Raw genomic sequence first — 21966 nt, forward strand, 5'->3', positions numbered from 1 at the left:
GAAGCGGCTCGGAGGGGCTCAGCCCAGACTGAAACGGAACCGGTGCCTGCGGGGTTGGAGGTCGTGAGGTGGGAGGACGGGTGCGCCGCTGGTCGGGCTGCCGAGGCCGTGCTGGAGGGCATCGAGGGTGATCCAGACGCGGTCACCGGAATGCAGGTCGGCTGGGTGGTCGGCGGCGGCCAGTTCGGCGATCGTCCAGCGACGTACAGTCAGGCTGAAGTGTGGGTCGCCCGTGAGGCGGAGTTTGCCGGCTGTGCCGGAGAGCTCGGCCCAGCGGACGTTGCCGCGGGCTCCGTTCTCTTGCGGGTACAGGTACGGCACCTGGAAGTCGTCGATCGTGCTTGTGTAGCGGCCGATCCGCGCTGCCGAGCGGGAGTCCGGGTAGGCCTGTCCCGGCCCCAGCCCGAACCACGTGAGGCCGTGAAAGCCCGCCGGCACACCGAACGTCACTCCGAGACGAGCCCACGGCACCATCCACTCACCCAGCGGCTCCACGTCGACTTCCGCCGTCAACCGCCCGCCGTCGGTCCTCCACGTGTACGTCGTCAGCACCCGAGCGTCCGTCGCCGCGGCCCCCACCATCGTTGCCACAACCAACTCATCACCTGAGGCCTCGACCGATACGGTCCGGTACCGCAAACGATCCAGCCCGGCATTCGCCCACCGGGTCTTGCGGTCGAGCGTCGTCGCATCCCAGGTCCGGGCGTCGTGCTGCGTGGGTGCCCGCCACAGCTCCAGCGGAACATGCTCGACCGCCCATCCACCGAGCGCGGTCAACCGCCCAGTTCGCCCATCGAACCGCCCTGACCCAAGGAGGACGTTCCCACCCCGATGTTCGGGCCCAGAGGAGGCGGTGGGGTATGGGACGGAGGCGGGGTGCGCGGGCGAGGCAGTGGTGGGGTTGGGCGGGGCGAGGAGTGATTGGGTGAAGGCGACCTCGTGGCCGGCTGGTGCCCACGGGGTGTCGTTGGTGAGTACGGCGCGGATTGTCAGCCAGCGTTCGCGGTTCTGGAGGGCCGGGAGCTCCGGAAGCTGTACGGTCGCGGACCGGCCGGCCGGGATCACCGGGAAGGGGAGGGGGCCGCGGGCAACTACCTCGCCCTCGTCGGCGGCCTCCCAGTGGAGCGAGAGGTGGGAGGTGTCGAGTACGTCGTACCTGTTGGTGATCGTGAGGACGTCGCCGGCGAGGGACAAGCGCACCGGCTCGTAGACCTTGTGGACCTCCGCGAGCACCGGCTGCGGGGTCAGGTCGGGCAAGACCAGCCCGTCGAGAACGTACGTACCGTCGTGCAGTTCCTCGCCGAAGTCACCGCCGTACCCGTAGGAACCGTCCGCTCGCAGGATGCCGTGTTCCATCCACTCCCACAGGAACCCGCCCTGACAGCGTTCGTAGGTGTCGAAGAGCGCCTCGTACTCCGGTAACCCGCCAGGACCGTTGCCTCCGGCATGCGAGTACTCACACAGCACGAAGGGCATCGAACGCCGCCGCGCATCCAGCACCGGGTCGTCCAGCGGTTTCTCGGCGCGCTTCCCGATCGCCTCGACCTCGGCGTGCGACGCGTACATCCGGCTGTACACATCGACATCCGCACACGAGAGGTCGCCCTCGTAGTGCAACGGCCGCGACGGATCCCGGTCCCGCGTCCACGCTGCCATCGCGGTCAGGTTCGACCCGACGCCGGCCTCGTTCCCGAGCGACCACATCACCACGCACGGGTGATTCTTGTCCCGCTCGACGGTCCGCCGCATCCGGTCCAGTGACGCGTCCAGGAACCGCGGATCGTCGGCCGGGTTCCCCTGCCAGTCGAGCAGCATGAACCCGTGCGTCTCGTAGTCGCATTCGTCCATCACCCAGAACCCGAGCTCGTCGCACAACTCCAGCAGCCGCGTGTCCGGCGGGTAGTGACTGGTCCGGATCGCGTTGATGTTGTGCCGCTTCATCACCAGCAGCTCCGCGCGCAACCGTTCCTCAGGTACGGCGCGACCGAACACCGGATCGTGCTCGTGCCGGTTCACCCCGTGGAACAGGATCCGCCGCCCGTTGACGCGCAGTACGCCGTCGACGATCTCCACCGTCCGGAACCCGATCCGCAGCGCGACCCGCTCACCCGGCAGTTCGACAACCGCGTCGTACAACCGCGGTACCTCGGCCGACCACGGCTCGACGCCGGGGATCGTCACCGTCTCGCCGCAGGGCACCACCACGTCCAGCGATGGGATCCGCACCACCGCACCCGGCGCCGACTCGACCAGCAACACACCGGCGCCGTCCCGATAGTCCGCGTGCACGAACACGTCCGCGTCCATGCTGTCGATGGGCCGGGCGATCAGTGTGACGTCCCGGAAGATCCCCGGCAGCCACCACATGTCCTGGTCCTCGAGGTACGAACCGGACGACCACTGGTGCACGCGCACCGCCAGGACGTTCCGCCCCGGCCGCAGTACGCCGCCGACCGCGAACTCGGCCGGCAGGCGCGAACCTCGCGTCACCCCGAGCTCGACCCCGTTCAGCCAGACCCGCGCACACGAGTCCACGCCGTCGAACCGCAGCACCGCCGAACCGCTCCACGACTCCGGCAGCTCGAAGACCAGCCGATGATCACCGGTCGGATTCTCGTCCGGCACATACGGCGGATCGACCGGAAACGGATACTTCTGATTCGTGTACGCCGGACTCCCATGACCGTGCATAGGCCACGACGAAGGCACCGGCAACCAGTTCCAGTCCGAGTCGTCGAAGTCCACCTCCTCGAACCCGGTCTCACGCACTGAGTGCGACAGCCGGAACCGCCACTGCCCGTTCAGACTCAGTCGAGGCGCGTCCGACCGCACAGCCGCCCGCGGCGGCAGCACGCCGTAGCCAGGACCGGGATCTTCCCAGTAGGTCATTGGGCCTTCTCCCGGATCCACACGGTCATCGGGCCGACTTCCCGGTTCGCCCAGGCGTAGTAGGGGATCGCGGTCAGCGTGCCGTCCCGTGTCGGTACGTCGACCGTTGTCACGCCGCCGAGCAGGTCCGGCTGCTCGCGTTCGATCAGCTCGCCCGCGACTACAGCCGTCGAGTCGAGTACGACGTCCGCGTCCTGCTGCTCGAAGCAGTACACCAACGGGCCGCGCTCGATCGCGATACAGCCACGCACCGAGTCGATCCGCTCGTCAGGCGTCGTACGGCGGGCCGCGACCGGCAGCTCCAGCACGACCTCGTCACCCACCTCCCACACCCGGCGCAGCGGTCCCTCGAACCCGTTGACCGTCAGCCGATGAGTCTCCGCCCACGCGGGGATCCGTAGACCGAGCGTCCAAGGCGTGTCCGGAGTCGACGTGATCCGCACCCGGACAGTCCCGTGCCACGGATACTCGGTCTCGACCTCGAAGCCGATCGGACCGACCCTTACCGAGGCAGGCGCGTACAGCTGTACCTGTACCCCGTCGCCGTCCGAGGTCGCGACCAGCTGATCCAGCGACGACAGGGTGCGCATCACGTTCGGCGGACAGCACGCCGTACCGAACCACGGCTGCCGCCCACCCACCGCGGACCGCTGATCGTCGGCGAAGGCGTTGTTCCGCACCTTCAACGTGTTCACGTAGAAGAACCGGTCACCGTCGAGCGACACCCCGGAGATCACCGCGTTGTAGAGCGTCCGCTCGATCAGGTCGGCGTACTTGCTCTCACCTGTCGCGAGCAGCAGCCGCCAGCTCCACTGCACGCTCGCGATCGCGGCACAGGTCTCGCAGTACGCCGCATCCGGCGGCAGCTCGAACGGGTCGCCGAACGCCTCGCCGTACCACCTCGCCCCGACGCCACCGGTCAGGTACGTCTGGCTCTCGACCATCGTCGACCAGGTCGCCTGCAACGCATCGAGCAGTTCGTCGTCGCCGGTCTCCACTGCGACGTCGGTCGCGCCGGACGCGAGATAGAGCGCCCGGACCGCGTGCCCCGCGATCGTGCGGACCTCACGCACCGGCAGGTGATCCTGGAAGTACGCCGGACCGTGGTGACCCGGGGGAGTGAGCAGCCCACGCCCACGCGCCTCGACGAAGTACGACGCCAGCTCGAGGTACGCCGCCGTACCGGTCTCGCGGTAGAGCTCGACGAGCGCCATCTCGATCAGCGGATGCCCGTCGATACCTTCCAGCCGCCCTGGGCCGAACGTCTTGTACAGGTGATCGGCGAACCGGCACGCCACGTCGAGCAAGGTGCGATCCCCGGTCGCCCTTACCTGCGCCACGGCCGCCTGCAGCAGGTGCCCCGCGCAGTACAGCTCGTGACCCTTCTCGAGGTCGCCGTACCGCTGTCCATCGAGTGCGAACCGCGTGTAGGTGTTGAGGTACCCGTCCGGGTCCTGCGCCGCGGCGACCAGCGCGCTCGTCGTCGATTGCCGGTCAGCGAGGTCGGCGGACGGCTCGCGGGCCTGCTCCCAGGCGACCGCCTCGAGCCACTTGTAGACATCGGTGTCGGCGAACAGCTTCCCGGCGAAGCCGCCGGTCTGCTCGTCGGCGGCCCGGCGGAAGTTGCGGAGCGTGCCGACCTCCTCGAGGCGCTGAGCCGCGGCCGGGATGGTCGTCTCCCGGTTGATCTGCTGCCGGTTCAACCAGAAACCGCCGGTGAGTTTCGTGCTGCCGAGGGGGAGGGGGCGCAAAGGCATGATGGCAAGGTAACCACCGTCGCGGACGTCCAGGCAAGAGTTCGTGCAAACGATTGCGGTCACGAGAATCACCGAGTGCAAACGATTGCGGTTTTTGCGCGTCACGGTCTTGACACGGCTTCGTAACCTCCGTGACCATGAGGGCCGTCGTTCCATTCGGACTTGATTAGATATTCAGACTGCGCACATCAGCAGCCGCCGCCCCCTGCCGAAAGCGAGGCATGGACGATGACCGAAACTCCCTCTCTCACTCCACCGGGCTGGTCCCGGCGCGGATTCGTCGGCACGACCGCAGCCGCCATCGGTGTGGCGTCGCTGGGCATCACGCCGGCGGCCACCGCTGCGAAGGCCGTCGCGACGAACGCGAACGACGACCGGCTGCCGGCCTTTCCCGGCGCCGAGGGCGCCGGCAAGTGGGCCAAGGGCGGCCGCGGCGGCTCGGTGTACGAGGTCACCACGCTGGCCGATTCCGGACCTGGCTCACTCCGTGAAGGTGTCTCCGGCTCCGACCGGACCATCGTGTTCCGGGTCTCCGGCACGATCAAGCTGGAGACCCAGCTGCTGATCTCCGGTAACAACCTGACCATCGCCGGACAGACCGCGCCTGGTGGCGGCATCTGCCTGTCGGGTCACAGCACCGGGGTCAAGGGCGGTGCCCACGACATCGTGATCCGCTACCTGCGGTTCCGGCTCGGCGACCTGTACGCGGTCGCGGACGACTCGTTCAACACCAACGTGCCCGGTTCGGTCAGCCCGGAGATCCGCAACCTGATCATCGACCACTGCTCGTTCAGCTGGGCGGTCGACGAGTGTCTGTCGCCGTACGGGAACTACGACGTCACCGTCCAGTGGTGCATCGTGTCCGAGGGTCTCGCGCTGTCCGCGCACCCGAAGAACCGGCACGGGTACGGCGGCATCTGGGGTGGCGAGCGGAACACGTACCACCACAATCTGGTCGCCCATCAGGGCGGACGGCAGCCGCGCTTCGGCTACACCGAGGGCATCAACCTCGAGGTCGACCACTACAACAACGTGATCTACGACCACGGGTACACGTCGGTGTACGGCGGTGAGTGGGCCAACGGCATCAACATCATGAACAACTTCTACAAGCCGGGCCCGACCACGCTGGACGAGGTCGCACCGGTCGTGGTGAGCGCGAACCGCGGCGGCCAGTGGTACGTCGCCGGCAACGAGGTCGAGGGCCACCCGGACGTCACCACCCACAACCGCCGCGGTATCCGCTACCCGATCGGCGGGATCGTCGAGCTGGCCGAGCCGCAGCCGATCCCGGGCCGCGGCGACCTGCAGGCGGCGAGCAAGGCGTACGACGCGGTGCTCGCCGGGGCCGGCGCGATCCTGCCGAAGCGCGACGCCGCCGACGCCCGCGTGATCGAGGAGGTCCGCAACGGCACCGGCCGGCTGATCAACTCGCAGAAGCAGGTCGGCGGCTACCCGGAGCTCGTCCAGACCGAGGCGCCGGTGGACTCCGACCACGACGGCATCCCGGACTGGTGGGAGAAGGCCAACGGCCTCGAGCCGAACGACCCGTCGGACGCGCAGAAGATCGCGCCGAACGGCTACACCTATCTGGAGAACTACCTCAACTCGCTGGTCCCGGATCCGGTCGGCAACCCTGCCGTCCGGATCACCAGCCCGGCGCAGAACGCGACGGTTGCCGGCCGCACCGCGCCGACCGTGACGATCGAGGCAGACGCGTCCGCCGCGAAGGGCGGGCAGCTCGCCAAGGTCGAGTTCTTCGTCGGCGACCAGATCGTCGGCGCTGCGACGAGTGCGCCGTACCAGATCCAGTGGAAGAACGTTGCCGACGGCTCCTACTGGATCAGCGCCCGGGCCACCGACAAGAACGGTACGGCGACCCAGTCGACCGCTGTCCAGGTGCATGTCAACAAGCAGCTGGGTACGCCGGGCTGGACGTCGGCGTCGATCGGGAAGCCGCGGGTGCCGGGCTCCGGCAGCCTGGACGGTGGCGTGCTGACGATCAAGGGCTCCGGCCGGATCTACGGGCGGACGAGCAACTTCCACTACGTGTACCGCAAGCTCCAGGTCGGCGGTGCGGGTGCGGTCACGCGGATCACCGCGCGGCTGGACCAGCTCAGCAAGATCGCCAACGGACTCACCGCGGGCCTGATGATCCGCGACTCGCTGGACCCGGCCGCGCCGTACATGTACGGCGGTATCGGCTTCGGTGTCGCGGGCGGGTACGGCACGGTCAACGACAACGCGAGCGCCGCGCCGACCGCCACCGACGACGGTGGCATGAAGGCGCAGGCGATCCGGATCCAGACCGACGGCTCGGTGCCGAGTGTCGGCCCGTGGCCGTGGGACGGGAGCTACCTGGACCCTACGAAGGTGTACTGGCTGCGGCTGCTCCGGCGCGAGCGCCCGCAGGCCAGAGAGGTCGAGTTCGAGGCCTTCATCTCCACTGATCAGGTCAAGTGGGACCGCTTCGGCTACGAAAAGATCATGATGCCGAGCCGCTCCTTCTACATCGGGTTCGCGATCGACGGCGGCAGGGTCGACAACGCCCTTGTCGACTACGGGACCGCGCAGTTCAGCAACATCACGCTCGAGCAGCAGTGAGGTAAATGACATGTCAGAACGCATGATCGACCGGCGTCGGCTGCTGCAGGGCGGTCTCGGCCTCCTGGCCGTGGCGACCATCCCTGGGTGCGGCTTCTTCGACACCAAGCCGGCAGGCTCCGGCGCACAGGCCGCGGTGGCCGGCGAGAAGGAGTCGCCGATGCTGAAAGCGCTGGTGGACAAGGGCTCCCTGCCTCCGCTGGCGGAGCGGTTGCCGAAGAATCCGCCGGTGATCAAGCCCCTCGAGGGCAAGGCACAGTACGGCGGAACCTGGCGGTCGGCGATGCTGACCCAGGAGGACACCCAGTGGCTGTGGTACGCGATGCGCTACGAGCCGCTGCTGCGCTGGAAGCCCGACAAGGTCGGCAAGCCCGGGTACGACGAGATCGAGGCAAACGTCGCCGAGTACACGGTCGATGCCGAGAGCAAGGTCTACACGTTCACGTTGCGCGAGGGCCTGAAGTGGTCCGACGGCAAGCCGTGTACGGCGGACGACCTGATGTTCACGATCCTCGAGGTGCAGTGCGACGAGGGGCTGCACCCGGACGGCCTGTACGACGCCTTCATGTCGCCGGACACGGGCAAGATCGCGAAGGTCGAGAAGGTCGACGAGCGCACGATCAAGATGACCTACAGCTCGCCGCAGCCGTCGCTGCTCGTGCAGATCGCCGACGCGATCTTCGAGCGTGAAGGCGCCTACGGGATGTTGCTGCCGAAGCACTACTTCCAGCAGTTCCACCTGAAGTACAACAAGAACGCGAACGCGCTGGCGAAGAAGGCCGGCGTCGGCAGCTGGACCGACCTGTTCGCGCAGAAGCAGAACCCGTGGACGAACGCGGAGCAGCCGACGCTGGCGCCGTGGAAGGTGACCACCACGCTCGGCAAGGGCTCTGCGGTCACCCTGACCCGGAACCCGTACTACTGGAAGGTCGACGACCAGGGCCGCCAGTTGCCGTACATCGACAACTGCCGCGTCGAGGTCGTCCAGGACGCCCAGGTCGAGCTGCTCAAGGTGATGAACGGCGAGTTCGGCATGCAGTACCGGAACTTCGGGACGCCGCAGAACAAGCCGGTTGTCGCGCAGAACCGGGAGAAGGGCGGCTACAAGATCTTCGAGGTGCCGACCCAGCTGACCAACACGATGGTCCTCGGCCTCAACATGACCCACAAGGACCCGGTCAAGCGGGCGCTGTTCTCGAACAAGGAGTTCCGGGCCGGCCTCTCGCACGCGATCAACCGCAAGGAGGTCATCGACGCGGTCTACGCCGGTCAGGGCGAGCCGTGGCAGGGCGCTCCGCCGAAGGACTCGCCGTACTACAACGAGCAGCTCGCCACGCAGTTCCTGGAGTTCGACGCCGCGAAGGCGAACCAGCACCTGGACGCGGCCGGGCTGACGAAGAAGTCGCCGGACGGCAAGCGGCTCGGCGCCGACGGGAAGCCGGTGTCGGTCACCGTACTGGTGAGCGAATCGTTCCCGGACCACGTCGAGGCGATCGAGTTCGTCAAGAAGCGCTGGGCCGCGGTCGGCATCGAGTTGCGCACCCAGGCGGTCAGCGAGGACCTCTACAAGGAACGGGTCAAGGCCAACGACCACGACGCCGGGACCTGGACCTGCGGCACGTTCGTCCTGCCGACCGGCACCGGCGGTGACCACTACTGGGTGCCGACCAACGACGGCAGCGCGCGGTACGGCATCGGCTGGGCGCAGTGGTACCAGTCGAAGGGCGAGGAGGGCGTGAAGCCGCCGGCCGAGATCCAGAAGCAGATGGAGCTGTTCACCCAGGCGCGGCAGGAGCCGGACCCGGCGAAGACGCTCGAGCTCGGCAAGCAGATCCTGCAGATCGCGGCCGACCAGTTCTACTACATCGGCCTCAGCTCGGTGCCGAACACGTACGGCGTCGTGAAGAACGACTTCCACAACGTGCCGGAGAAGATGAGCGAGTCGGTGGCCCCGGGCATCGTCCACCCCGAGCAGTTCGCGATCGGACAGTAATGCTGCGGTTCGTGGCCCGGCGCCTGGTCTGGATGCTCATCACGCTGGCGGCGATCTCGTTCGTCACCTTCGTGGTCATCAAACTGCCGCCGGGCGACTACACCACCACGGTGATCGCGAACGCGGAGGCCCGCGGCCAGGACATCCCGGACTCGCAGATCGCCGAGCTCAAGCGGCACTACGGGCTCGACAAGCCGTTCATCGTGCAGTACCTCACCTGGATCAAGGGAGTGGTGCTGCACGGTGACCTCGGGCAGTCGTTCGCCTGGAACCAGTCGGTCGCCAGCCTGATCGGCAACCGGGTACTGCTCTCGATGGTGCTGTCGATCGCGAGTCTGCTGTTCGTCTGGGCGATCGCGTTCCCGATCGGCATCTACAGCGCGCTGCGGCAGTACTCGGGCGGCGACTACCTGGCGTCCTTCCTCGGTTTCATCGGGATGGCCGTCCCGGAGTTCATGCTCGCGCTGGTGATGATGTACATCGGGTTCCGGTACTTCGGCCAGAGCGTCGGCGGACTGTTCTCACCGGAGTACGCCGACGCGGCCTGGAACCTGGGCAAGCTGCTCGACCTGATCTCCCATCTGTGGGTCCCGATCGTGGTAGTCGGGGTCGCCGGTACGGCGGGACTGATCAGGATCACCCGGGCGAACCTGCTCGACGAACTGCACAAGCCGTACGTCGCGACCGCCCGCGCGAAGGGCCTGCCGGAGTGGAAGCTGCTGCTCAAGTATCCGGTCCGGATGTCGCTCAGCCCGTTCTTCAGCACGGTCGGCTGGCTGCTGCCCGGCCTGATCAGCGGCGAGACGATCGTGTCGGTCGTGATGAGCCTGCCGACCAGCGGCCCGCTGCTGCTCGGCGCGGTGAAGAGCCAGGACATGTACCTGGTCGGCAGCTTCGTGCTGATCCTCAGCACGCTGACCGTGATCGGCACGATGCTCAGCGACCTCGCACTGGCCTGGTGGGATCCGCGGATCCGCACCCGGTTCCAGAAGGGATAGATCTGAATGGTCCAGCAGACCGAGGCGATCGCCCCCGATACTCAGCACGAGGCCCCGCAGGAGGTCGTGAAGAGCCTGCGCGACCACGGCGCGCTGCCGCAGTGGCGGCTGATGTGGCGGCAGTTCCGCCGGCACCGGCTGGCGCTGATCGGGTTGATCGTGCTGATCCCGATCTACTTCATGGCGGTCTTCGCCGGCTTCTTCGCGCCGGCCAGCGCCGACACCGCGCACACCGCGCTGCCCTACGCCCCGCCGCAGCGGGTGCACATCTCGGCCGAGCACGGGATGTTCGTGTACGGGTACTCGTCGACGCGCAACCAAGAGACGTTCGAGCAGACCTTCACCGTCGACAAGTCGAAGATCGTCGACGTCGGGTGGTTCGTGCGCGGCGACGAGTACTCGATCCTGGGCCCGATCAAGTCGAACATCCACCTGATCGGCCCGACGAAGGCCGGCGAGGCGTTCTTCCTGGTCGGCTCCGACCAGTCCGGCCGGGACCTGCTGTCCCGGCTGATCCACGGCGCCCGGGTGTCCCTGTCGATCGGTCTCGTCGGCGTGTTCGCGAGTTTCCTGCTCGGCATGCTGATCGGCGGCATCTCCGGCTACGTGGGCGGCCGGGTCGACAACATCATCCAGCGGATCATCGAGTTCATCATGTCGGTCCCGACATTGCCGTTGTGGATGGCGCTGTCGGCGGCACTGCCCGGCAGTTGGGGGCCGTTGACCAGGTACTTCGCGATCACGGTGATCCTGTCGCTGATCGGCTGGACCGGACTGGCACGGGACGTCCGCGGCCGGTTCCTGAGCCTGCGCGAGGAGGACTTCGTGATGGCGGCCCGGCTCGACGGCGTCGGGCGGACCGGGATCATCTTCGGCCACATGGTGCCGTCGTTCGCCAGCCACATCATCGCGTCGATCTCGATGGCGGTGCCGCGGATGATCCTCGCCGAGACCAGCCTGTCGTTCCTCGGCCTCGGTCTGCAGCCGCCCGCGGTCAGTTGGGGTGTGCTGCTCGAGGGCGCGCAGAACATCCGCGCGGTCGCCACCGCCCCGTGGCTGCTGACCCCGGGCCTCGCGGTCGTGGTCGTCGTACTCGCCATGAACTTCGTCGGCGACGGTCTCCGCGACGCCGCGGATCCCTACAAGTGAGGACCTGACATGCAACCTCTTCTCGAAGTTCGCGAGCTCAGGACCCATTTCGAGCTCGGTGACGGTGTCGTGAAGGCCGTCGACGGTGTCAGCCTGTCCGTACCCCGCGGCCGCACGCTGGCCGTGGTCGGTGAGTCCGGCTGCGGCAAGAGCGTCACCGCGCGGTCGATCCTGCGGCTGGTGGAGAAGCCGGCCCGGATCGTCGGCGGCGAGATCCTGCTGTACGACGACGCACCGGGCGCGAAGCCGCTCGACCTGCTGGCCGCGAAGGACAAGCGGTTGCGGCAGGTCCGGTGGGCCGACATCGCGATGGTGTTCCAGGAGCCGATGGCGTCGCTGAGCCTGGTGCACACGATCGGCGACCAGATCATCGAGGCCGTCCGGTTGCACGGATCAGTCGGCAAACAGGAAGCCCGCGACCGCGCGATCGAGATGCTCGACCGGGTCGGGATCCCGGACCCGAAGCGCCGCGTCGACTCGTACCCGTTCCAGCTCAGTGGTGGCATGCGGCAGCGCGCCATGATCGCGATGGCGCTGTCCTGCCGCCCCCGGCTGCTGATCGCGGACGAGCCGACGACCGCGCTCGACGTCACCACGCAGGCGCAGATCCTCGACCTGCTGCAGGATCTCCAGCAGGAGTTCGGGATGGCGATCATGCTGATCACCCACGACCTCGGGGTCGCGGCGCAGGTCGCCGACGAGGTCGCGGTGATGTACCTCGGCGCAGTGGTCGAGCAGGGGCCCGCATCCGCCGTACTGAGTCATCCCAAGCATCCGTACACGCAGGCGCTGGTGCGCTCGGTGCCGCGGCTGGGTCAGCGCGGTCAGGACCGGCTGGTCGCCGTACGCGGAACCGTGCCGCCGCCGTACGAGCGTCCGACCGGATGCCGCTTTCATCCGCGCTGCGACGCGTTCATGGCCGGGAAGTGCGACGTGACTGTGCCGACGCGGGTGCGCAGCGACGAGATCGACGTGGCGTGCCTGCTGTACGGCGAGGAGGATCGATGAGTGTGCTGGAGACTAAAGGCCTGACCATGCACTTTCCGTTGCATGGCGGGTTTCTCGGGCGGAACCGCGGCTTCGTGAAGGCGGTCGACGGTGTCGACCTGTCGATCAAGGCCGGCCGGACTCTCGGGCTGGTGGGGGAGTCGGGCTGCGGCAAGACGACCCTCGGCCGCTGCATCGTCCGCGCGTACGAGCCGACCTCGGGCAGCATCATGTTCGACGGTGTCGACCTGGCGGCGCTGAGCGAGAAGCAGCTGAAGCCGTACCGTGCGCAGGTCCGCCTGATCTTCCAGGACCCGCACTCCTCGCTCGACCCGCGCAAGACGCTGCGCGACATCATCGCCGAGCCGCTGCGGGTCCAGGACGCGGGTTCACGCGACGAGATCGACGACAAGGTCGCCTCGCTGCTGCGTCGCGTCGGACTCCGAGCGGAGTACGCGCACCGCTACCCGCACGCGTTCAGCGGTGGCGAGCGGCAGCGCGTCGTGATCGCACGGGCCCTTGCCACCAACCCGCGGCTCGTGGTCGCCGACGAGGCGGTCAGCGCACTCGACGTCTCCGTCCGGGCGCAGATCCTCAACCTGCTGCGCGATCTGCAGGAGGAGTCCGGCCTCACCTACCTGTTCGTCTCCCACGACCTCGGCATCGTCGAGCACGTCGCCGACGACGTCGCGGTGATGTACGTCGGCAAGCTCGTCGAGAGCGCGTCGACCGAAGAGCTTTACTCCAAGCCCCTGCACCCGTACACCGAGGCGCTGCTCAGCGCCGTACCGGATCCCGATCCCGCCTCCCGCGGGCAACGCGAGCGGATCAAGCTGCTCGGCGAGATCGCGGATCCGTCCAAGGTGCCGGCCGGCTGCCCGTTCCATCCCCGGTGCGGGTACGCCGAAGCCCGGTGTGCGACCGAAGTCCCGCAGCTGCGCGAGATCGGTGGCCGCAAAGTCGCGTGCCACCTCGCCGAGCAGCTCGACCTGAAGGGTGTCCTGATGGACACCACCGCCCCGTAGGAAAGGTCAACCATGTCTGAAGGAAACATGTCCCGTCGTGGACTGTTACGCAACGGCGCCCTGATCGGTGGACTCGCCGCGTTCGGCGGTGCTCTGCAAACTTCCCCCGCGGACGCCAGTTCGACCAGCGCGATCCCGCGCGCAGCTGCGCAGTCCGCGGCCGGTGTTGTGGACATCCCGAACAAGTACAACGTGCCGTTCTCGGTCGCCGACGACGAGCTGTTCGTGTTCGCCGCCAACTTCAAGCCGTTCGAGCTCGGCGGCAACGACAACGGCCGCGAGGCGCACCGGTACTTCGACGCCGTGTTCGGCGACGCGATCCGGGCCAAGTTCCCGAACATCAAACTGAAGTACGCCACCTGGGACTACCCGATCCGGTACGAGGACATCGCCAAGGCCGGCCGGGTGCCGGACCTGATCCTGGAGGACCCGCGGCTGCGGATCGACCGGGACCTCGAGCCGCTCGGCTGGACCCAGGACATCACGTCGCTGGTGCAGGGCGCCGGCATCGACCTGACCAAGCTGAACGTCGGCTCGGTCGAGCAGATCAAGTCCCGCTCCGACGGCGGCCTGTACGGCGTCCCGCTGTGGATCGACGAGAGCCTGCTGTTCTACAACAAGCTGATCTTCGACAAGTTCGGTGTGAAGTACCCGGCGGTGGGCTCGACGTACGACGACGTCTACAAGCTGGCCCAGAAGCTCACCCGGCAGGACGGGATCCACCACTACAAGGGCTACATGCAGCACCCGGACAACTACCTCGCGATGAACCAGCTCGGGCTCTACCCGTTCGTGCCCGGTTCGAGCGAGCAGCCGGCGCCGGAGGACGTCAAGGTCAACCTGACGAACGCGGAGTGGAAGTCGGTCGCGAACAACCTGTACCGGTTCCTGATGATCCCGCGGAACAACTTCACCACGGTGGACGACTTCTTCAAGGGCGACATGAGCTTCCCCGGCCACCTCGCGATGGCGGTGAACAACCTGTCGAAGCTGAACGCCTACGCGCTCAGCTCGTACTACATCGAGGAGGACGACGCGGCCCAGTTCGCCGAGTGGGCGAAGAGCGTGAAGATCGGCGTCACCTCGATGCCTGTGCTGTCCCGCGGCTCCAACACGATCTACCAGCCGGACACCCGCGCGGCCTTCATCCCGCCGCAGTCGCAGCACAAGGACCAGGCGCTCGACGTGATCAAGTACCTGGTGTCGGAGGAGATGCAGACCCGTATCTCGTCGTACGGCATGAAGGCGGTGCTGAAGACCGACGCCGTCGTGAACGCGTTCGGTACGGCGATCCCGGAGCTGGCGGCCATCGACACGTCGGCCGTGTACTGGGGCGAGAACGCGGTCGTCAAGAACTACCAGAACACCGAGTACTGGGACATCCCGCTCTACAAGGTGTTCCGGCAGCACGTGCTCAAGGACGGCATGGACGTCGACTCGTCGCTGCTGGTCACCGAGACGCAGGACATCCCCGACTACATCAAGGCGCAGGTCGCCCGTGGGCTGACCTGGTGATGGCATGGTGATCGATTCCAGGTTCGACGGCCGCATCCGTGAGGGTGCGGCCCTCCTGCCCACCATCCATCCCGGCGACAGCCACGCCGCCACGCTGGTCGAGACGGCGAACGGCGACCTGCTGTGCGCCTGGTTCAACGGCCCGGGGGAGGGCGAGCCGGACACCAACATCGTCCTGTCCCGCCTCCCCGCCGGCACCGACACCTGGCTGCCGCCCGAGCAGCTCTCGTCGGATCCGCACCGCTCCGAACAGAACCCACTGTTGTTCGTGACCCCGGACGACGACGTCTGGTTGCTGCACACCTCCAACGAGCCGCATGACCAATCGACCTCGCGCGTGATCCGCCGGGTGTCGCACGACGGCGGGCTCTCGTGGGAGCGGAGCGAGGTGCTGTTCGATCACCTGGGGTCGTTCATCCGCAACCCGGTTGTCGTGTTGAGCAACGGTGATTGGTTGCTTCCGGCGTACGACTGCGACAAGACCGCCGAGCGGACCGTCCTCCAGCTCAGCGCCGACCAGGGCGAGACCTGGTCGGCGGTGGAGTTGCCGGACGCGGTCGGGCAGGTGCAGATGAGCGTCGTCGAGCTGTCGCCCGGCGAGCTCGTCGGGTACTTCCGTAGCCGTGCCGCCGACCGCATCCACCGGTCGGTGTCGAAGGACAACGGCCGGACCTGGACCTCGCCGGAGCGCACCACCCTGCCGAACAACAACTCGGCGGTCCAGGTGCTGCGGCTGGCCGACGGACGGCTCGTCATGGTGTTCAACGACTCGTCGGCGGAGCGTGACCAGTTCCGCTGGGTCGACGACGGCCAGGGCGGCGTACGCCGGAAGACCCTGCGGACCCCGCTCACGCTGGCACTGTCCGAGGACGACGGCGCTACTTGGCCGTACTGGCGGAACCTGCAGGTGCAGGACGAGGAGTACCGCGAGAACGAGTTCGGCTACTCGTACCCGACGCTGCTGCAGACCCGCGACGGGCAGTTGCATGTCGCGTACTCGTACCTGCGCAAGACCATCAAGCACGTGATCCTGGCGCCCAAGTGGATCCAGGCAGGAGACCGATTGCCATGAGCGGCATTGGATTTGCCCACCCCGCCGCCCCGGAGAAGTGGGGCCTGCACGAGCTCACCCTGACCGGTCCTGCAGACGGCAACCCGTTCGCAGATGTCGAGTTCCAGGTCACGTACCAGTTCCGGAACCGGATGGTGACCGTCGACGGCTTCTACGACGGCGACGGGACGTACCGGGCGCGGTTCTCGCCGGACCGGGAGGGGGAGTGGTCGTACATCACCTCGAGCTCGGCACCCGAGCTCGACGGCCGGCGCGGGAGCTTCGTGTGCTCCCCGCCGGGGCCCGGGAACCACGGGCCGGTCGACGTCCTCGGCAGGCACCACTTCTCGTACGCCGACGGCGCCCGGTACGACTGCATCGGGACGACCTGTTACCACTGGACGTACGAGTCGAAAGAGCTCCAGGAACTGACGCTGGAGTCGTTGCGCTCAGCACCTTTCGACAAGGTGCGGATGTGCCTGCTCCCCACGGACGGGATGCGCCCCGAGCGCACACCGTTCGCCGGAACGAGACCCGGCGATCCTGGATCCACCCCGGGAGAGGTCGACGTCGAGCGCTTCGACCCCGTCTTCTTCCAGCACTTCGAGGGGCGCGTCGCCGATCTGCTGGCGTTGGGCGTCCAGGCGGACCTGATCCTGTTCCACCCGTACGACCGCGGCGTGTGGGGTTTCGACCGGATGACCCCGGCGCAGGACGCGGCCTATCTGCGGTACGTCGTCGCGCGGCTGGCGGCGTACCGGAACGTCTGGTGGTCGTTGTCGAACGAGTACGACTTCAACCACGAGAAGACGATCGCGGACTGGGACCGGCTGCTGCAGCTGGTGCAGCGGTACGACCCGTACCAGCGGCTGCGGTCGATCCACAACGGGACCAAGATGTACGAGGTCTTCACGCCGTACGACTTCACCAAGCCGTGGATCACCCACCAGAGCGTGCAGCACTGGGACGGCGCCGAGGTCGCCGCCTGGAAGGACTGCCCGAAGCCGGTCGTGATCGACGAGATCGGTTACGAGGGCAACGCCGGCCGGCGCTGGGGGAACCTGACCGCGGACGAGATGGTGCACCGGTTCTGGCAGGGCATGTCGCTCGGCGGGTACGTCGGGCACGGCGAGTCGTTCGTCGACCGGGAGACCCGCGCGTGGATCTCGATCGGCGGCCGGCTGTACGGCGAGAGCCCGGAGCGGATCGACTTCCTCCGGGCCGTGTTCGCCGGGCTGCCGCGGCAGCCGGACGGTGAGGTCGACGCGGACCGCTGCGTCCTGCACTACCTCGGCGACCGGCAGCCGTCCGCTGTCGAGCTGGACCTGCCGCACGGCTCGCCCTTCCACTTCGACCTGATCGACACGCGGGCGATGACCATCACCCCGCTGGCCGAGTACTCCGGCCCGAGCCAGATCCCACTGCCCGCCACCCCGTACCTCGCCCTGAGAGGGACCCGATGACGTCAGTAGCACGCTGGGACGTGCTCGAACTACCTGTGCCCGGACCGGACGGCGTGCTCTTCCGCCACACGTCCGGCGCCACCGCTTACGCTGAACCGTTCCAGTCGGACGACGGGTGGGTCGTCCGCTACAGCCCTGATCTGGAAGGCGATTGGTCGTACGACGGCGGGACTTTGGAGTGCACGCCCGCCACGTCGCGTGGCCCTGTCCGTCGTTCCGGCACCACGTTGCGCTGGGCGGATGGTACGCCGTACCACCCGCTCACGACCATGTGGTTCGGTGATCCAGCGCAGTGGGCTGCCGCGCGCTCGGCGCTCGCGGCCTCGCCGTTCAACCGCGTCCGGCTGCGGGTGTCCGACGGCATCGAGGACCAGGTCCGTGACCTGCTGGCCGCCGAGATCGTGGCTGACATCGTCCTGCCGACGGACCCGTCTGTTGTTCGTGCCGTCGTGAACCGGCTGGCCGCCTATCGGAACGTCACCTGGTGCCTGGAGTCCGCTGACAGGTCGCGGGAGTTGGCCGAGCTGATCGCGGAGCTCGACTCCAGCCAGCACCTGATCTCGATGCACGAGGCAACCGATCCAGGACCGCCCTGGCTGACTCACCTGAGTGTCCGGATGGAGAACCTCCGTGGTGTGTCCGCGTTGCGCCTGGCCCACGCCAAGCCCGTCTTCGTTGATGCATGTGGCCACGAAGGGAACGGCACTACCCCCGACACCAGCCTCCGGCCTGAGGAGATGCTGACCCGCATCTGGGAGGGGACGGTTCGCGGGGCCTACGTGACGCACGGCGAGTGGTACGTCGACCCGTCATCCGTGAGTGTGGTGCCGTGGTCGGACGGCGGCAGTCGGCCCACTGGTGTCGTCGCGCAACGGCTGCGACTGTTGCGGGAGGTGCTCGACGACTTGCCCGACGGTGTGGAGCCGATCGACGACTACCGCGACGCCCCTACGCTCGCGGTGCCTGGCTCGTACTACCTCCAGTACCTCGGGGAGCACCAGTTCCCGGACCGGACGTTCTCACTACCCGAGGGCGAGTACGACGTCGACGTACTGGATGTGTGGAACCACTCGGTACGCCGTACTCGCGAGAGCGTCGCTGGTGCGGGCACGTTGACGGTTCGGCTGCCCGGCACGCAGTACCAGGCCATTCAGATCCGCCGGGCGTCCTGATGCCCGCGCTGACGTCTGGTCCGCGCCGGGCTTCGTTGCGTCGCACACCAGACGGTGTGGTGCTCGAGTTCGGCCAGGTCGACGGGCCGGTCTACCTGGAACGCCCGCTGGGCGACCTCCTCACCTGCTCGGCCGGTCGCCCCTGGCAGCCCAGCCCGCTGACGTGTCCCGACGGGTGGTGGATCTCGCGGCGGCCGGGCGAACACCGGGCGGGCTGCCGGACCGGACCGCTCGCGGTCGAGGTGCGGTTGGCGTTCGACGACGGCGACCGGCTGAACCTCGAGCTCTGCTGGCGCAACACGAGCAAGCGCCGCGTCGCCGACCTCGCCGTCGGGCTGTTGCTCGACCTCGGCAGAGTGAAGGACAGCCAGCTCACCGTCCCCGGCCTGATCTACAACGACAACCCGTCCGCCGATCCGGCCCGCGCCGTGCCGCGGATCGGCCCGACCCCTGGCGGCGGTTTCGTCGCCGAGGAGGACCGGCTTCCGATCCCCGGCGCCAACCTCGAATGGCGCGAGGGTCGCGAACGCCGTTGGCTGTCGGTCATCTCGCGCCCGCAGGCACGCCGCGCGGGCGACGGCCAGGTCCGGTACGGCTCGCTCGGCGCGATCCGGCAGGACGGTCCGGTGATCTCGGCACTCAGCGGCGTACTGATGTTCGACGGCAAGCAGGACGTCCGGTACGTCAGCAAGGCGGAGACCGAGGCGACCGACGACGGCTACCTCACGCTGCGCCCCGGTGAGGTCTACACCCAGCACCTGGTCCTCGACTGGGGACGGCAGGAGCTCCGCGGTCACGCGTTCCGGCACCTCGTCGAGAGTGTCCGCACCCTGTTCACCGCCGCTGGCTCACCCGGCTTGGCTGTCGACGAGCTCATCACGTTGAAGACTGTTGCCCTGGACAACCGGTGGTACCGGTCCGGGACCGTCGCCGGGTACACCAAGTTCAGCGACGTCCCCGGCAACGGGCCGCGCAAGTCTCGGCACTTCATGTACGGCTGGACGGGCCAGGCGCTGAAGCTCGCCTGGTGCGACGCCCAGGTCGGCTTCAACACCCGGGACCAGCTGCGCATCGACCGCTGCCGTGCGGCCGTCGAGTTCTATTTAGCCGGCAGCCCGACACCGACCCCGGGCCTGCGCCACAACGCCTACCAGGTCAGCACCCGCCGCTGGACCAGCTTCCGCACCGGCAACCGCCCTATGGTCTCCAGCCGAGCGTACGGCGAGACAATCAGCGACCTGACCGACATCGTCACCCTCTTCCGCGATCACGACGAACCCGTCCCGCCGTCGTGGCTCAACGCCCTCGAAGAAGCGATGACCTTCCTCCGCGGCACCGCTCAGTTGGCTGACGGGATCTTTCCGGTCGGATGGCGACTCGACGGCATTCCGGCTGCGACGACGGTCTCCTCGGCGGGCATCCCGTGCGTACTGGCCGCTCTGAAGGCCTCGTCGGTCCTGGACTCTCCCGAACTGTTGTCAGAAGCAACCGTCTGGCTGTCCCGGTACCACGACCAGCATGCACGCACCTTCGACCGCCCGTTCTCCCGCTCCACCCTGGACGCGGCCTGCGAGGACAAAGAAGCCGGCATGTACTACTTCATGGCCGCCTACGAACTCTTCCGCCGCACAGGCGACCCGCTGTACGCCACCTGGTGCGAAGTCGCCGCCGACTGGCTTCTCACCTGGGTGTACGTCTGGTCCCCGGAACAGGACGAGGACTCGCCCCTTCACGCCGCCGGCTTCAACGCGATCGGCTGGCCGACCGTCAGCGTCCAGAACCACCACCTCGACGCGTTCTTCCCGACGTACGAACTCCTCTCCTTCGGCCTGACCACCAACCGCCCTGCGTACGTCGCTGCCGCGCGAACCACCCTCCACGCGTTGAGCCAAACCGTCGCCGCTGCTCCGGACGACTGGAACTTCCCCCTTCCCGGCGAACAAGGCGAAGCCGTCTTCCAAACCCACTGGCAGCGCCGAGGCCACACCAACACCTGGAACCCGAGCTGGGTCATAGCCGTCCCGCTCGCCAACGCCCTCCGCATCCAAGCTCTCCCATGACCGACTATCAGATCGCCGACTTCGGGGCTCGCACCGGCTCGGACTGCACTGGGGCGATTGCGGAGGCGATCGATGCGTGTGCGCTCACCGGCGGGCGTGTCGTCGTACCCGACGGTGAATTCGTCACCGGGCCGATCCGGCTGCGCAGCAACGTCGAACTGCACCTGTCCGCCGGCGCAACGCTCCGGTTCCACACCGACCCGACCGCGTACCCGATCGTCCGCACCCGCTGGCAAGGAATCGAGTGCTTCAGCCACTCACCTCTCATCTACGCGTACGACGAAACCGACATCGCGATCACCGGCACCGGCACCCTCGACGGCGGTGCGAGCACAGCCAACTGGTGGAGCAGCACCCGCCCGCGCACCGACTGGGAGCGCCTGCTCCGCATGGTCGAAGCCGACGTTCCCGTCGAGGACCGCACGTTCGAACCCGGTCACGGCTTCCGCCCGAGCTTCATCCAGCCGCACACCTCCCGTCGCGTGCGCATCGAAGACGTACGCATCGTGAACGCCCCGATGTGGGTGGTACACCCGGTCTTCTGCACCGACGTACTCGTCCGCGGGATCACCGTCGACTCCCTCGGCCCGAACAACGACGGCTGCAACCCCGACTCCTGCGAGAACGTCGTCATCACCGGCTGCTCGTTCACCACCGGCGACGACTGCATCGCCATCAAGTCCGGCCGCGACGCCGACGGCCGCCGCGCAGGCCGCCCGTCCCGCAACATCCTCATCGAATCCTGCCGCTTCACGGCCGGCCACGGCGCCCTGACCATCGGCAGCGAGGCGTCCGGCGGCGTCCAGGACGTCCGCGCCCGAGACCTCCGCGTCACCGGATCCGTCGATCATGCGCTCCGGATCAAGACGAACTCCTCGCGCGGTGGCGTGATCGAGCGCATCACCGTGGAGAACGTTGCCGTCGACACCGTCACCACCTCAGCGGTGCTGATCAACACGCGGCACGCCGAGCCGGAACAGTTCGGCGGCCACGCTCCCGTCGTACGCGACATCACCGTCACCAACCTCGCCGTACGCTCAGCCCCCGAACCGTCGAGGTCCTCGACACCCCACACTCCCCGGTCGAGAACTTCAGACTGACCTCCGCAGCGGCGGACAGCCAACGCACCGAGAACTGCGCATCCTTCTGAATTCGCACCTTCGCAGGGTTATCCGCAGCCCAATCCCGGCCACGCCTCGCCGTGAGCCTCCCCACTTGAGCCGGTGAGGCAACTCCGACGGTCGTCCTCCCGTGAGGCGGAGTGTGTGACGGCCTGTTGGGAAACAAATGTGCATATGCCGAC

At 67.7% G+C, this 21966-nt stretch carries 14 protein-coding genes; 12 read left to right on the plus strand and 2 right to left on the minus strand.

What is annotated here, in order from left to right:
- Positions 1-18: 18 nt before the first annotated feature.
- Together EV651_RS27025 and EV651_RS27030 are read right to left on the minus strand one after the other, a co-directional pair.
- A complete protein-coding gene (locus EV651_RS27025; protein WP_133788053.1) occupies positions 19-2889 on the minus strand; it encodes a glycoside hydrolase family 2 TIM barrel-domain containing protein in 2871 nt (956 codons plus the stop codon).
- Positions 2886-4646, minus strand: a complete 1761-nt coding sequence (locus EV651_RS27030) for a glycoside hydrolase family 127 protein (RefSeq protein ID WP_133788054.1) — start codon at positions 4644-4646, stop codon at positions 2886-2888. The genes EV651_RS27025 and EV651_RS27030 overlap by 4 nt, the downstream gene beginning before the upstream one ends.
- Positions 4647-4874: 228 nt before the next feature.
- Between EV651_RS27030 and EV651_RS27035 the strand changes: the two genes are divergently transcribed.
- From EV651_RS27035 to EV651_RS27090, 12 genes are read left to right on the plus strand one after another with little or no spacing between them, the layout of a single operon-like run.
- A complete protein-coding gene (locus tag EV651_RS27035) occupies positions 4875-7250 on the plus strand; it encodes an Ig-like domain-containing protein (RefSeq protein WP_133788055.1) in 2376 nt (791 codons plus the stop codon).
- A 10-nt stretch (positions 7251-7260) separates the two neighbouring features.
- The gene (locus EV651_RS27040) at positions 7261-9243 is read left to right on the plus strand and encodes an ABC transporter substrate-binding protein (RefSeq protein ID WP_133788056.1); all 1983 of its coding nucleotides are present in this window, start codon (positions 7261-7263) and stop codon (positions 9241-9243) included.
- A gap of 11 nt (positions 9244-9254) precedes the next feature.
- Positions 9255-10241: an ABC transporter permease gene (locus EV651_RS27045; protein WP_238157217.1), complete on the plus strand. Its 987-nt coding sequence runs from the start codon at positions 9255-9257 to the stop codon at positions 10239-10241.
- 6 nt (positions 10242-10247) lie between these two features.
- Positions 10248-11390, plus strand: a complete 1143-nt coding sequence (locus EV651_RS27050; RefSeq protein ID WP_133788058.1) for an ABC transporter permease — start codon at positions 10248-10250, stop codon at positions 11388-11390.
- 9 nt (positions 11391-11399) lie between these two features.
- Entirely contained in the window at positions 11400-12398 is a 999-nt protein-coding gene (locus tag EV651_RS27055; protein ID WP_133788059.1) for an ABC transporter ATP-binding protein, read from the plus strand.
- The gene (locus EV651_RS27060) at positions 12395-13402 is read left to right on the plus strand and encodes an ABC transporter ATP-binding protein (RefSeq protein WP_133788060.1); all 1008 of its coding nucleotides are present in this window, start codon (positions 12395-12397) and stop codon (positions 13400-13402) included. Before EV651_RS27055 ends, EV651_RS27060 begins: the two co-directional genes overlap by 4 nt.
- A gap of 12 nt (positions 13403-13414) precedes the next feature.
- Positions 13415-14917: an ABC transporter substrate-binding protein gene (locus EV651_RS27065; RefSeq protein ID WP_133788061.1), complete on the plus strand. Its 1503-nt coding sequence runs from the start codon at positions 13415-13417 to the stop codon at positions 14915-14917.
- A 4-nt stretch (positions 14918-14921) separates the two neighbouring features.
- Positions 14922-15989 (plus strand): exo-alpha-sialidase, encoded by a 1068-nt coding sequence (locus EV651_RS27070; protein ID WP_133788062.1) that lies wholly within the window; start codon positions 14922-14924, stop codon positions 15987-15989.
- Positions 15986-17431, plus strand: a complete 1446-nt coding sequence (locus EV651_RS27075; RefSeq protein WP_133788063.1) for a DUF5060 domain-containing protein — start codon at positions 15986-15988, stop codon at positions 17429-17431. The genes EV651_RS27070 and EV651_RS27075 overlap by 4 nt, the downstream gene beginning before the upstream one ends.
- Positions 17428-18603: a DUF5605 domain-containing protein gene (locus EV651_RS27080; protein WP_133788064.1), complete on the plus strand. Its 1176-nt coding sequence runs from the start codon at positions 17428-17430 to the stop codon at positions 18601-18603. Before EV651_RS27075 ends, EV651_RS27080 begins: the two co-directional genes overlap by 4 nt.
- 56 nt (positions 18604-18659) lie before the next feature.
- Complete coding sequence (locus EV651_RS27085) at positions 18660-20663, plus strand: hypothetical protein (protein ID WP_133788065.1); 2004 nt, start codon at positions 18660-18662, stop codon at positions 20661-20663.
- Positions 20660-21763: a glycoside hydrolase family 28 protein gene (locus EV651_RS27090; protein WP_133788066.1), complete on the plus strand. Its 1104-nt coding sequence runs from the start codon at positions 20660-20662 to the stop codon at positions 21761-21763. The genes EV651_RS27085 and EV651_RS27090 overlap by 4 nt, the downstream gene beginning before the upstream one ends.
- The last annotated feature ends 203 nt before the right edge of the window (positions 21764-21966 follow it).

It is taken from the genome of Kribbella sp. VKM Ac-2571 (assembly GCF_004362255.1).
GTDB classification, from domain to species: domain Bacteria; phylum Actinomycetota; class Actinomycetes; order Propionibacteriales; family Kribbellaceae; genus Kribbella; species Kribbella pratensis.